We start from the raw sequence: 13,252 nt of genomic DNA on the forward strand, positions 1-13,252 counted from the left end.
GCCTGCTTGTTATGCGACTTGTAACGAAAATCAGTGAGCGATGATGTACATGTCTTTGCTGTAGAGGTTATCCAGCGGGTTGGCCGGGTAGCCGCCTACATAGGGTTTCACCATACGGGCAGTCACGTACTGGTAGATGGGGGCAATCGGCATGTCCTTGGCCAGGATCTCTTCAGCCTGGACGTAGAGCTTGTTGCGGGCAGCCACATCAACCTGATCGCGAGAGGAGTCCATCAGCTTGTCAAACTCCGGATTGGAGTACTTGCCGTCGTTGTTGCCGTGGGTGGTCTGCATCAGATCCAGCATGGAAGAGGCTTCGTTGTAGTCGGCAATCCAGCCGGCACGACCCACATCAAACTGACCCTGCTTCTTGGTCTCCAGATAGGTTTTCCACTCCTGGTTGACCAGGCTTACCTGCACGCCCAGCTTCTTCCACATAGAGGCAACGGCGACCGCTACTTTCTTGTGGTTGTCGTCGGTGTTGTAGAGCAGCTCGAACTTCAGCGGCTTGCTGGCATCGAAACCGGCCTCTTTCAGCAGCTCTTTCGCCTTGGCATCGCGCTCGGCCTGGGTCATCTTCGACCATTCCGGAGCCACCGGCTTGAAGCCATCCACAAAATCCGGCACCAGGGTGTAACCCGGAGTCTGGCCCTGACCCATCACCTTGTCGGCGATCACGTTACGATCGATGGCATAGGAGAGCGCAGTACGCACGCGTACGTCATCAAACGGCTTCTTCTTGAAGTTGTACTGGTAGTAGTAGGTACCAACGTAGCCAGTCACCTTCAGCTCATCCGGCTTCTCTTTCTTCATCTGCTTGAAGCGCTCGATGGGCATCTGGTAAGTCATGTCCACTTCGCCGGCCAGATAGCGGTTCAGATCGGAGTTGGTGGACTGGATCGGCAGATAGGTCACCTTCTCGATCACAGTCTTGGCGTTGTTCCAGTAGTTGGGGTTACGCACCACATCAACCCGCTCGTTCACGACCCAATCCTTCAGCTGATAGGCACCGTTGGATACCATGTTGCCGGGCTGGGTCCACTTGTCACCAAACTTCTCGATCACCTTCTTGGGTACCGGGTAGGTGGTGGTGTGGGAGAGCATGCTGACAAAATAAGGAATGGCTTTCTCGAGCTGCACCTCGAAGGTGTAGTCGTCCACCGCTTTCACGCCCAGAGTGTCGGCAGGTTTCTTGCCGGCAATAATCTCGGAAGCGTTGATGATGGTCGGGATCTCCAGATACCAGGAGTAAGGAGAGGCGGTTTTCGGATCGACTGCGCGTTTGAAGGCAAATTCGAAGTCGTGGGCAGTGACCGGATCACCGTTGGACCACTTGGCATCTTTACGCAGATGGAAGATGTAGTGTTTGTTGTCCTTGGTTTCCCAGGATTCGGCTACCGCAGGCAGGATCTCGCCTTTGGGACCGGAGGCAACGAGACCTTCAAACAGGTCGCGCAGGATATTGGATTCGACCGTTCCTTCGGTCTTGTGCGGGTCAAGGGTCGCGGGCTCGGAGCCGTTGCCTTTTACCAGCTGCTGAACATCAGCCAGCTTGGTTCCCGCCGGGACATCGGCAGCTTGTGCCATATTGATGCCACCAAACAGTGCAGCCATCAGCAATGTGTTAATAATTGTTTTTTTATGAGTCATTTCCATACTCCAACAAGAACATTCCATGCGTTCATTTAAGTGGCGGGCATTGACCCCGCTCCCAGCATAATTCCCTGCCAATTCCGATATTGCAATAGATATTGTCAGGACAATCATTACTTTCCGGTCAAAAAACCAGCTGCCAGCCTGTTTTTCAGAATGAAAATGCCAACGACATGTTCATTTTTTAAACAAGCGTCCGATTCTAAAAAACGGTGTCCAAAAAGCAACCAATAAAAAGCCGGTCACGAGGACCGGCTTTCATAAAACAGACCTGGCTCACATCAGGCTGGGGAAGACACCCTTGATACCCGCCACCATGATCTCGATACCGAGCGACATCATGATAAGACCCATAATACGGGTCACCACGTTGATACCGGTATTGCCCATGATTTTGAACAGCAGCGGGGCGGCGCGGAAGATTAGCCAGGAGCAGAAGGAGAAGACAACGACAACAACCGACATGCCGAGCAACTGCTGCCAATGGCTCTGGCTGGCATAGACGATGACCGAGGAGATGGCGCCCGGGCCTGCCATCAATGGCAGAGCCAACGGTACCACGGCGATCGATTCACGCACCGCCAGTTCGCCTTTCTCCTGTTTGTTGTGCTTCACCTCGCCCAGCTTGCCCTGCAGCATCGACCAGGCGATCAGGGTAATCAGCGAGCCACCGGCGATACGGAACGATGCCAGCGAGATGCCGAAACCATCGAGGATCAGCTGTCCCATATACATGGAGACCAGCAGGATGATCATCACCGCGATATTGGCGGTGGTGTTGGTCTTCATCCGTTCAGCCTGGGTGTAATGGCTGGTCAGGCTGACAAAAACCGGCAGCAGACCCAGGGGGTTGATGATTGCGAACAAACCGACAAAAAACTTCAGATACAAAGAGACGTCAATTGCTGCCATAGGCGCCTTCCAAACGTGTGCAGGGCCCATCGGGCCAGTCCATTAATTTCGCGCGTAAATTTACATCATCCCCAGAGCGGGCACCAATCAAATAATCTCACCATTTACAGGGTTTTTTAGTTAGTTTCGCTAATGCATGGTCGCAACGTGGCATAAACCGGTGCCAACTTGCGCAAAAGGGCTCGATTGCCACCCAACACTTGTCTATGCGCCCATATCCTGGCTTATCGTCTTTGCTGCGATGGCAAAGATGGCATCGAACGGCCAGCAGCCATGCCCCAAAGATCGCTGTCACAGCCATCAATTGGATTAGTCATGGATTAAAACAACATGCAATTTCGTAACAAATAGGGTTTCAGGAGAGGTTGGATGGTGACTTCGTAACCACAACATTCATGTTTTATAACCTGAAGTGCCTGTTTCACCTCCTGCAAGCTGGCTAAAGATTATTTAACCATTTGATACAAAGCGATTATTACCATCTATTTACAATCTACTTTGCTTCCTTCAGGATGCACATTCCGATAACATCCATCAAACATGGATCATGAAATAAAATTTCTTTTGTTCTTTTGTTACACATGATCCAGATCAAGTTTTTCTGAGTCAGCCCCGCTCTATAATCGACTCAGAAAGCGATTTAGTAAGGCATGTGAAAAAGCTGTTGCAACGATACCGCCTTGACAGGGCGACTATAATTGCCGGGCATTGCCAACGTCTTACTAAACAGTTTTCAAATAATCAGGAGATAAACATGGCAGTAACCAATTTGGCTGAACTGGATGCACTGGTCGCCCGCGTTAAGGAAGCACAGCGTGAATTCGCCAGCTTCTCTCAAGAGCAGGTAGACAAGATCTTCCGTGCCGCCGCCCTGGCCGCCAACAACGCCCGTATCCCCCTGGCCCAGATGGCCGTGGAAGAATCCGGTATGGGTATCATCGAAGACAAGGTTATCAAGAACCACTTCGCCTCCGAATACATCTACAACAAGTACAAAGAAGAGAAGACCTGCGGCATTCTGAGCGAAGACACTCAGATGGGCACCATCACCATCGCCGAGCCGGTAGGTATCATCTGTGGTATCGTTCCGACCACCAACCCGACTTCTACTGCGATCTTCAAATCCATGATCGCGCTCAAGACCCGCAACGCCATCATCTTCTCCCCGCACCCCCGTGCCAAGAACTCCACCAATACCGCAGCCAAGCTGGTACTGGATGCAGCTGTTGCCGCCGGTGCACCGAAAGACATCATCGGCTGGATCGACCAACCGTCCGTTGAGCTCTCCAACGCCCTGATGAAACACGACGACATCAACCTGATCCTGGCCACCGGTGGCCCGGGCATGGTGAAAGCAGCCTACTCTTCCGGTAAGCCTGCTATCGGTGTAGGTGCCGGTAACGTGCCTATCGTTATCGACGAAACCGCCGACGTGAAGCGTGCCGTTGCCTCCATCCTGATGTCCAAGACTTTCGATAACGGCGTGGTCTGTGCTTCCGAGCAGGCGGTCATCGTTGTTGATGCCATCTACGACCAGGTTAAAGAGCGCTTTGCATCTCACAAGGGCCACGTGCTCTCCAAAGAAGATGCTGACAAGGTCCGTAAAGTCATCCTGATCAACGGTGCCCTGAACGCCAACATCGTTGGCCAGCCGGCGACCAAGATTGCCGAGATGGCAGGCGTGACTGTACCGGCTGATACCAAGATCCTGATCGGTGAAGGCGTCAAGCTGTGTGCAGAAGACGAGTTTGCTCACGAGAAATTGTCCCCGCTGCTCGGTATGTTCCGTGCAAGCAGCTTCGAAAACGCCGTTGATATGGCCTGTGACATGGTCAACATCGGTGGTATCGGCCACACCTCAGGTCTGTACACCGACCAGGACCGCAATGCTGACCGCATCAAGTACTTCGGCGACAAGATGAAGACCGCGCGTATCCTGATCAACACTCCGTCTACTCAAGGCGGTATCGGTGACCTGTACAACTTCGCAATGGCACCGTCCCTGACCCTGGGTTGCGGCTCCTGGAGTGGTAACTCCATCTCCGAAAACGTGGGTCCGAAGCACCTGATCAACAAGAAGACAGTCGCAAAACGGGCAGAAAACATGCTGTGGCACAAACTTCCGAAATCCATCTACTTCCGTCGTGGTTCCCTGCCGATCGCTCTGAGCGACCTGGAAGGTAAAAAGCGTGCCATGGTCGTGACCGACCGCTTCCTGTTCAACAACGGCTACGCTGATGAACTGGTCAGCCTGCTGAAAGCACAGAATATGGAAGTGGAAGTGTTCTACGAAGTAGAAGCTGACCCGACTCTGGCTGTGGTTCGCAAGGGTGCCGAGATGGCCAACTCCTTCAAACCGGACGTAATCCTGGCGCTGGGCGGTGGTTCACCGATGGATGCTGCCAAGATCATGTGGGTGATGTACGAGCACCCGAACACTGCGTTCGAAGATCTGGCCATGCGCTTCATGGACATCCGCAAGCGTATCTACAAGTTCCCGAAAATGGGCGTGAAGGCCGAACTGGTCTGTATCACCACCACTTCCGGTACCGGCTCTGAAGTCACTCCGTTTGCGGTAGTAACCGATGAAGTGTCTGGTCAGAAATATCCGCTGGCTGACTACGAGCTGACCCCGAACATGGCCATCGTTGATGCTAACCTGGTCATGGGTATGCCGAAGTCCCTGTGTGCCTTCGGTGGTATCGATGCCGTGACTCACGCCATGGAAGCCTATGTTTCCGTACTGGCCAACGAGTACTCCGACGGTCAGGCGCTGCAAGCCCTGAAAATGCTGAAAGAGTACCTGCCGTCCAGCTACCTGAACGGTGCCAACGACCCGATCGCTCGTGAGAAGGTGCACAATGCTGCCACCATCGCCGGTATCGCGTTCGCCAACGCCTTCCTGGGTGTGTGCCACTCCATGGCTCACAAACTGGGTGCCGAGTTCCACATTCCGCACGGTCTGGCCAACGCCCTGCTGATCAGCAACGTCATCCGCTACAACGCGAACGACAACCCGACCAAGCAGACCGCGTTCTCCCAGTACGACCGTCCGCAGGCTCGTCGTCGTTACGCCGAAGTCGCTGACCACCTGGGTCTGACTGCTGCCGGTGACCGCACCGCTGCCAAGATCGAGAAGCTGCTGACCTGGCTAGACGAGCTGAAGGCTACCCTGGGTATCCCTGCCTCCATCCGCGAAGCTGGCGTTGCCGAGGCTGACTTCCTGGCCAAGGTTGACCAGCTGTCCATCGAAGCCTTCGATGACCAGTGCACCGGCGCCAACCCGCGCTACCCGCTGATCAGCGAGCTGAAGCAGGTTCTGCTGGACTCCTACTACGGCCGTCCCTTCACCGAAGCCGCTCCGGTAGCTGCTGCACCGGTTGAAGCCAAAGCCGAAGGCAAGAAGAAGTCCAAGTAATCTCGCCTGAGTAGAAATAGAAAGCCCGCGCACTGCGCGGGCTTTTTTTATATGTGCTATCCCCCCGCACTCCCCCCACTCTCCTCCCTCCCCGACCTGACAACCCGTTACCCCTCTCATCTAGCAGGTCATCCATACCACAGGCTTCCCTGGTTCGGGATTGGGCTGCCGGCACAAAATGCGCGAACAATCCCTGCTGTTCTTCTCCATCAGGCAAACAACACTGGCCCTGTCGAGGTTATCTGCAAGCCACTGATACAAGAGCTGAATAGAAATAGGAAGAGACAAGGGGGGAAATTCGGAGAGCCTACCGGAGTGTGATAGCCGGACGTGGAGATGAATGCTGGCCACGGGCTGTTTCACTGATGAAACAAACAAGGTAATGTCTGTTTCACCTTTGCGACAATAAAAAATGGCAGCCATCTGGCTGCCATTGGCAAGAAGTGCGGGGAGCGATTACAGGGTCGCTGCCACTTCGTCGGAGATGGAACCGTTGTGGTACACCTCCTGCACGTCGTCCAGATCTTCCAGCATGTCGATGAGGCGCATCAGCTTGGGCGCGGTCTCGGCATCCAGCTCCGCTTCGGTGGAGGGGATCATGGTCACTTCGGCGCTCTGGGCCTTGAAGCCGGCAGCTTCCAGACCATCCAGCACGGTACCGAAGTCGTTCGGGGTGGTGTACACCTCGATGGTGCCATCTTCTTCGGTCACCACGTCATCGGCACCCGCTTCCAGAGCCGCTTCCATCAGGGCATCTTCATCGGCGCCCACGAAGGTCAGTACGCCCTTCTTGGTGAACAGGTAAGCCACGGAGCCGTCGGTACCCAGGTTGCCACCGCACTTGCTGAAGGCGTGACGCACTTCGGCTACGGTACGGTTGCGGTTGTCAGTCAGACACTCAACCATGACGGCCGAGCCAGCCGGGCCGTAACCTTCGTATACGATGGTCTCGAGCTGCTCGCCATCGCCACCACCGGCGCCACGCTGAATAGCACGGTTGATGGTGTCACGGGTCATGTTGTTGGTCAGGGCGGCAGCCACCGCAGCACGCAGACGCGGGTTGTTGGCCGGATCGGCATCACCCAGACGCGCGGAGGTAGTGATTTCGCGGATCAGCTTGGTGAAGATCTTGCCACGCTTGGCATCCTGAGCGGCCTTGCGGTGTTTGATGTTGGCCCATTTACTGTGACCTGCCATAGAGACTCTCCGTTATATTTTTGAAATTTCAGTAACACACGTCATTGCTAACGCAAGGGGAACAGGGAGGCCGCTACGCGACCTCCGGTGCCCGGAAGGGCTTACTCATCACCCTTGACGGTGGTTGCAATCGCCAGCTCGCCCAGTTGGGCTGCGTTGGCAAGGCTGGGGGCGTCGGTCATCAGACAGGCGGCCGCAGTGGTTTTCGGGAAGGCAATGACGTCCCGAATGTTTTCAGTGCCGGTCAGCAGCATGCTGAGACGGTCCAGACCGAAGGCCAGACCAGCGTGCGGCGGGGTACCGTACTTCAGGGCATCCAGCAGGAAGCCGAACTTCAGGCGCTGCTCGGCCGGGGTGATACCCAGGATATCGAACACGGTGGCCTGCATCTCGCTGTTGTGGATACGGACAGAGCCGCCGCCCACTTCGTAACCGTTGATCACCATGTCGTAGGCGTTGGCGTAAGCACCCAGGGGGTTGGCTTTCAGCTGCTCCGGGCTCAGGCCGCTCGGCGCGGTGAAGGGGTGGTGCATGGCAGCCAGACCGCCTTCGCCATCTTCCTCGAACATCGGGAAGTCGATGACCCACAGCGGCTTCCAGCTGTTTTCCAGCAGACCCAGATCACGGCCCACTTTCAGACGCAGGGCACCCATGGCATCGCAAACCACTTTCTTGGAGTCGGCGCCGAAGAAGATGATGTCGCCGTCGGCCGCGCCGGTACGGGTCAGGATCTCGCGCACGATGGCGTCGCTGAGGAACTTGGCAACCGGAGACTGCACGCCTTCGATGCCGTTGGCCGCTTCGTTGACCTTCATCCAGGCCAGGCCCTTGGCACCGTAGATGCCGACAAACTTGGTGTACTCGTCGATCTGCTTGCGAGAGAGCTCGGCGCCGCCCGGCACTTTCAGGGCTGCCACACGGCCTTTCGGATCGTTGGCGGGGCCGGCAAACACGGCGAACTCGACGGCGGTCAGCAGATCGGCCACATCGACCAGCTCCATCGGCAGACGCAGGTCCGGCTTGTCGGAGCCGTAGCGACGCATGGCTTCGTCGAAGGTCATGATCGGGAAGTCGCCCAGATCCACGTTCAGGATGTGCAGCCACAGTTTGCGGATCATCTCTTCCATCACTTCACGCACCTGCGGTGCGGTCATGAAGGAGGTCTCCACGTCGATCTGGGTGAATTCCGGCTGGCGGTCGGCACGCAGGTCTTCGTCACGGAAGCACTTGACGATCTGGTAGTAACGGTCGAAGCCAGACATCATCAGCAGCTGCTTGAACAGCTGGGGAGATTGCGGCAGAGCGTAGAACTTGCCCTTGTGCACGCGGCTCGGTACCAGATAGTCACGGGCACCTTCCGGGGTGGCCTTGGTCAGCATCGGGGTCTCGATATCGAGGAAACCGTGCTCGTCCATGAAGCGGCGCACGAAGGCACTGGCCTTGGCGCGGGTCTTCAGGTACTTGGCCATCTCGGGGCGACGCAGATCCAGGTAGCGATACTTGAGGCTGATCTCTTCGCTGTTGACCTGGTTGAAGTCCAGCGGCAGCGGCTCGGCACGGTTGATGATGTTGAGCTCGTGAGCGAACACTTCGATGGCACCGGTGGCCATGTCGCTGTTGCGCTGGGACTCGGGACGGGTGCGCACTACACCTGTCACCTGGATGCAGAACTCGCCGCGCAGCTCGGAGGCCAGGGCGAACGCTTCCGGTTTGTCCGGATCGAAGAACACCTGCACGATCCCTTCGCGATCGCGCATGTCGATAAAGATCAGACCGCCGAGATCACGACGACGATGGACCCAACCGCACAATGTAATGGTCTGCCCGGCATGGGCCTCATTGACCTGTCCGCAATAGATAGAGCGCATGGACTTCTTCCTTCGAAATTGTAGAGAGACGGTTAACCTTGGGCCGCCGGGCACGACTGGCAAGCACCGTCTGTCTCACAGCTGGCCAGATTCTTTTTCTTACCCGGTTTGAAATCAGTCTCGTACCATCCGGTTCCCTTGAGCCGGAAGCCTGCCGCCGATATCAGCTTGACCAGATTCGGCTTGCTACAGGCCGGACAGTCGGTCAGGGGGGCATCGGAAAGCTTTTGCAGTTTTGCCAATTCATGGCCACAGACGTCGCAACGATATTCGTAGATAGGCATGGGTCACAAGAAATTGAAAAACAAAAGGGCTGGCATTATAGAGGAAAACCCCCTTTTGGGTAAAATGGCCAGCAGCCTCCTTTCACCAGTTTTTTGCTCTGGATGGCAAAAAGTGGCAAAAAAAGGGGCCCGAATTCACCAAGATCAGAGAGAGACGTCGCCATGAGCCTCTATTTGGGCCTGCCGCAGTGGTCCCACCCCGCCTGGCCCGGCCAGCTGCTGGGTCTGGGCGCCAAGCCCGCCGAGCACCTCGCCCACTACGCGACCGTCTTTAACTCGGTGGAGGGCAATACCACTTTCTACGCCCTGCCGACCCCCGATACGGTGCAGCGCTGGGCCGATGCGGTGCCCGATCACTTTCGCTTCAACTTCAAGTTTCCACAAACCATCAGCCACCAGAGCGATCTGGTGAGCGCAGAGAAACAGGTTGCCGACTTTATCCACCTGCTTGCGCCGCTCCACGACAAGCTGGGACTACTCACCCTGCAACTGCCTGCCCGCTTCGGCCCGGAAGGGCTGCCCCGGCTTGCGGCCTTTATCGAACGGCTGCCGCCGGCGTTTCGCTACGCCCTCGAGGTGCGCCACCCCGACTTCTTCGCCAAGGGGGAGGCCGAACGGGCATTGAACCGGCTGCTGATGGAACAAGGGGTGAACCGGGTGATGCTCGACAGCCGCCCGCTCTTCTCGGTACCCGCCACCACTGCGGCCCTGATTGATGCCCAGGGCAAAAAGCCGCGCCTGCCGGTGCATCTGCTGGCCACCGCCAACGCCCCCATGGTGCGCCTGATTGGCCTGCCGGATCCGGCGGCCAACCACCCCTTTTTACCGAGCTGGATACCCCATTGGCGCCAATGGCTGGCCGAGGGGAAGGATCTTTACCTCTACATCCACACCGCCGACAACGCCCAAGCCCCCGAACTGGCCCGTCAGGTAAGCCGTCTGCTGGGGCAAGAGATGGCCCCCTGGCCGGGGGAAAACGATCGCGCGCGGCAGGGAGTGCTGCCCTTTTAACCAGTGGCACAAGCAACCCTCGCAGAGCCCCGAAAACGCAGTAAAAAAAGGGCGATTTTTGTGGTTTGGCGGGGCCCGGCGTCAAGACAAATGGCCGTCAATCCTCTACACTAGCGCCCCATGCAAGGAGCCCTGTCACCGTTACTGTTAATCAGTGGTAACAAATGACTCGGCTCCGGATAAGGGTCCGGAGATGACCCCTACGAACAGGACCGGTCACCAGGAGCTCATGACCGGCCACCCCGTTCGTAAACAGGTGATGAGCCACCCCCAGACGGGTGCCACCCAACGATTCAATTGAACAAAGCAGTCGGCCGATATGCCGGCTGTCAGGTTGCGCCAGCATGCATACCAAAGATCAAATATTTGCCGCCCCCATCGCCCGTTTGGGTGATTTCTGCTTTGACGAACAGGTCGTCGATGTCTTTCCCGACATGATCCAGCGCTCGGTGCCGGGTTATAGCAACATCATCTCTGCCATCGGTATGATGGCCGCCCGCTACGCCCAACCCGAGAGTCGACTTTATGACCTCGGCTGTTCGCTGGGCGCCGCCACTCATGCGATGCGCCGCCATATCAGCCAGCCCGGTTGCCGCATCACGGCGGTGGATCTCTCCCACCCGATGATCGAGCGCGCCCGTGCCCACCTCTCCGGTTTCAAATCCGAGGTGCCGGTGGAGCTGGTGGAGGCGGATATCTGCGACATCGAGATTGAGAACGCCTCGGTGGTGGTGCTCAACTTCACCCTGCAGTTTGTCGAGCCCGAGAAGCGGGCTGCCCTGATCCAGCGCATTCACGACGGTTTGCGCCCGGGCGGGATCCTGATCCTGAGCGAGAAGTTCCGCTTCGAGGACGAGCCGGTCAACGAGCTGCTCATCGACCTGCACCTCGACTTCAAGCGCGCCAACGGTTATAGCGAGCTGGAGATCAGCCAGAAGCGCACCGCCCTTGAGAACGTGATGCGCACCGACAGCTTGCCGGTGCATCAGGCGCGTCTGCGCGACGCCGGTTTCGTCCATCAGGATCTCTGGTTCCAGTGCTTCAACTTCGGCTCCATGATTGCCATCAAATCCAGCGACGCCCAGCCATGATCGACTTTGCCAACTTCTATCAACTGATCGCCAAAAACCGGCTGAGCCACTGGCTGCATACCCTGCCCGCCCAGCTGCACGCTTGGCAACACGATAACCAGCACGGCGATCTGCCGCGCTGGAACCGCGCCCTCAACAAGCTGCCGGCAGTCGCCCCCGACCACGTCGAGCTGAAAAACCGGGTCGAAATCGGCTCGGCCGAGAGCCTGGGCGAAGGGGAGCGCAAGAAGGTCGAGAGCCTGCTGCGCCACTTCATGCCCTGGCGCAAGGGGCCGTTCACCGTGCACGGCATCCACATCGACACCGAGTGGCGCTCCGACTGGAAGTGGGATCGGGTCTTGCCCCATATCAGCCCGCTCGAAGGCCGCTATGTGCTGGATGTGGGCTGCGGCAGCGGCTATCACCTCTGGCGCATGGTGGGTGAAGGGGCCAGGCTCGCGGTCGGCATCGATCCGAGCCCGCTGTTCCTCTGCCAGTTCGAGGCGATTCGCCACTTAGCCGGCAACGACCAGCGCGCCCACCTGCTGCCGCTCGGGATTCAGGAGCTGCCGGAGCTGCGGGCGTTTGACACCGTCTTCTCCATGGGGGTGCTCTATCACCGCAAATCCCCCATCGAGCACATCGAGCAGCTGCGCAACCAGCTCAAGGATGATGGCGAGCTGGTGCTGGAGACGCTGGTGATTGACGGCGGTGTCAATGATGTGCTGATGCCCACCGACCGCTACGGCAAGATGCGCAACGTCTGGTTTATTCCATCCAGCGCCGCCCTCAAGCTATGGGTCGAGCGTTGCGGCTTCACCGACGTGCGAATTGTCGATGAAAATATGACCAGCACGGACGAACAGCGTCGTACCGACTGGATGATTAATGAATCCCTGAGTGATTATCTGGATCCAGACAATCCGGCACTCACGGTAGAAGGACATCCGGCACCAAAACGTGCCGTACTGATTGCCAGAAAGGCCAAAGACTAGCCGATGGCGGCTGTGGAAGTTACACTGACCCAATTCCAGGAAGCACAGTTAAATGAATGACATGAAAAGCAAATTAAAAGGAATGACCCTGCTCTCCCTGCTCAGTCTCGGCGGGTGTGTCAATATGGAAAAAGCGCCCCAGGTTCCTGCACTGACACTGGCCGAGTTGCGTAGCGAGCTGAGCCAGAGCGAGCAGCGCCTGCAAACATCCATGGAGCAGCAACAGAAGCAGTATGTGCAGCAACAGCACCTGCTGGTTCAGCTCAATACAGATGTCACCAATATGAAAGAGTCCGTCAAACAAGTAGATCACAAGATCGCCGCCCTCCCCTCCGAGCCGCCCAAGCCGATGGCGGTACCTGCCGAGAAGTGTCCGGTGCCCAATCAGGGTCACACTATCGATGGCAAGCTGATGGTGGGTGAAGCGGAGTGGATCTGGGTGGATGCCGCCAATGACGCCTTCCAGGCCCGGGTCGATACCGGTGCGACCACCTCCTCCATCAGCGCTCAGGAGATCACCATTTTCGAGCGCAACGGCAAAAACTGGGTTCGCTTCCTGCTGAGCCATCAGGACGCCGACGACAAGATCCAGATCGAAGCCCCGCTGGTACGCCACGTGCGGGTACGTCAGGCCTCTGCCGACGATCTCGACCGCCGTCCCGTGGTACGTCTGACCGTGCGCATCGGCGACATGACCGAGAAGGCCGAATTTACCCTGAAAGATCGTAGCGACATGGCCTTCCCCGTGCTGCTGGGTCGTGAATTCCTGAAAGATATCGCTGTGGTCGATGTGGCCCGCGAATATATCCAACCCAAACCCAAGCTCAAGGATGTGAAATAATCC

General features: G+C 57.1%; 10 protein-coding genes. 5 read left to right on the forward strand and 5 right to left on the reverse strand.

From position 1 onward, the window contains the following. Positions 1-30: 30 nt before the first annotated feature. Positions 31-1,650, reverse strand: coding sequence for an ABC transporter substrate-binding protein (locus tag I6L40_RS15745; RefSeq protein WP_042031607.1), 1,620 nt, complete (start codon positions 1,648-1,650; stop codon positions 31-33). 279 nt (positions 1,651-1,929) lie between these two features. Beyond that, complete coding sequence (locus tag I6L40_RS15750; RefSeq protein ID WP_033114327.1) at positions 1,930-2,565, reverse strand: YchE family NAAT transporter; 636 nt, start codon at positions 2,563-2,565, stop codon at positions 1,930-1,932. A 754-nt stretch (positions 2,566-3,319) separates the two neighbouring features. On the opposite strand from I6L40_RS15750, the gene adhE reads away from it, so the two are divergent. Then, the gene (gene adhE / locus I6L40_RS15755; protein WP_071911112.1) at positions 3,320-5,983 is read left to right on the forward strand and encodes a bifunctional acetaldehyde-CoA/alcohol dehydrogenase; all 2,664 of its coding nucleotides are present in this window, start codon (positions 3,320-3,322) and stop codon (positions 5,981-5,983) included. Positions 5,984-6,439: 456 nt separating this feature from the next. Here the strand turns inward: adhE and I6L40_RS15760 are convergent, their stop codons facing one another. The 3 genes from I6L40_RS15760 to I6L40_RS15770 form a co-directional block, all read right to left on the reverse strand. Further along, positions 6,440-7,180 (reverse strand): YebC/PmpR family DNA-binding transcriptional regulator, encoded by a 741-nt coding sequence (locus I6L40_RS15760; RefSeq protein WP_071911110.1) that lies wholly within the window; start codon positions 7,178-7,180, stop codon positions 6,440-6,442. A 101-nt stretch (positions 7,181-7,281) separates the two neighbouring features. Next, positions 7,282-9,048, reverse strand: coding sequence for an aspartate--tRNA ligase (gene aspS, locus I6L40_RS15765; RefSeq protein ID WP_041208579.1), 1,767 nt, complete (start codon positions 9,046-9,048; stop codon positions 7,282-7,284). 32 nt (positions 9,049-9,080) lie between these two features. Next, the gene (locus tag I6L40_RS15770; protein WP_005337686.1) at positions 9,081-9,332 is read right to left on the reverse strand and encodes an FmdB family zinc ribbon protein; all 252 of its coding nucleotides are present in this window, start codon (positions 9,330-9,332) and stop codon (positions 9,081-9,083) included. A gap of 162 nt (positions 9,333-9,494) precedes the next feature. Here I6L40_RS15770 and I6L40_RS15775 point away from each other — a divergent pair, with 162 nt between their 5' ends. From I6L40_RS15775 to I6L40_RS15790, 4 genes are all read left to right on the forward strand, one after another. Then, positions 9,495-10,343 carry a DUF72 domain-containing protein gene (locus tag I6L40_RS15775; RefSeq protein ID WP_071911108.1) on the forward strand — a complete coding sequence of 283 codons (849 nt, stop codon included), beginning with the start codon at positions 9,495-9,497 and terminating at the stop codon, positions 10,341-10,343. A gap of 344 nt (positions 10,344-10,687) precedes the next feature. Beyond that, positions 10,688-11,434: a carboxy-S-adenosyl-L-methionine synthase CmoA gene (cmoA, locus tag I6L40_RS15780; RefSeq protein WP_071911106.1), complete on the forward strand. Its 747-nt coding sequence runs from the start codon at positions 10,688-10,690 to the stop codon at positions 11,432-11,434. Then, the gene (gene cmoB, locus I6L40_RS15785) at positions 11,431-12,408 is read left to right on the forward strand and encodes a tRNA 5-methoxyuridine(34)/uridine 5-oxyacetic acid(34) synthase CmoB (RefSeq protein ID WP_071911105.1); all 978 of its coding nucleotides are present in this window, start codon (positions 11,431-11,433) and stop codon (positions 12,406-12,408) included. Before cmoA ends, cmoB begins: the two co-directional genes overlap by 4 nt. A gap of 52 nt (positions 12,409-12,460) precedes the next feature. Further along, the gene (locus I6L40_RS15790) at positions 12,461-13,249 is read left to right on the forward strand and encodes an ATP-dependent zinc protease (RefSeq protein WP_033114320.1); all 789 of its coding nucleotides are present in this window, start codon (positions 12,461-12,463) and stop codon (positions 13,247-13,249) included. Positions 13,250-13,252: the final 3 nt, after the last annotated feature.

It is taken from the genome of Aeromonas sp. FDAARGOS 1410 (assembly GCF_019048745.1).
In the GTDB taxonomy this organism is placed as follows: Bacteria; Pseudomonadota; Gammaproteobacteria; order Enterobacterales; family Aeromonadaceae; genus Aeromonas; species Aeromonas jandaei.

Coding starts and splice junctions, on each gene's coding strand:
- I6L40_RS15745 (WP_042031607.1), bottom strand. CDS start 1,650: ATGACTCATAAAAAAACAATTATTAACACATTGCTGATGGCTGCACTG.
- I6L40_RS15750 (WP_033114327.1), bottom strand. CDS start 2,565: ATGGCAGCAATTGACGTCTCTTTGTATCTGAAGTTTTTTGTCGGTTTG.
- adhE (WP_071911112.1), top strand. CDS start 3,320: ATGGCAGTAACCAATTTGGCTGAACTGGATGCACTGGTCGCCCGCGTT.
- I6L40_RS15760 (WP_071911110.1), bottom strand. CDS start 7,180: ATGGCAGGTCACAGTAAATGGGCCAACATCAAACACCGCAAGGCCGCT.
- aspS (WP_041208579.1), bottom strand. CDS start 9,048: ATGCGCTCTATCTATTGCGGACAGGTCAATGAGGCCCATGCCGGGCAG.
- I6L40_RS15770 (WP_005337686.1), bottom strand. CDS start 9,332: ATGCCTATCTACGAATATCGTTGCGACGTCTGTGGCCATGAATTGGCA.
- I6L40_RS15775 (WP_071911108.1), top strand. CDS start 9,495: ATGAGCCTCTATTTGGGCCTGCCGCAGTGGTCCCACCCCGCCTGGCCC.
- cmoA (WP_071911106.1), top strand. CDS start 10,688: ATGCATACCAAAGATCAAATATTTGCCGCCCCCATCGCCCGTTTGGGT.
- cmoB (WP_071911105.1), top strand. CDS start 11,431: ATGATCGACTTTGCCAACTTCTATCAACTGATCGCCAAAAACCGGCTG.
- I6L40_RS15790 (WP_033114320.1), top strand. CDS start 12,461: ATGAATGACATGAAAAGCAAATTAAAAGGAATGACCCTGCTCTCCCTG.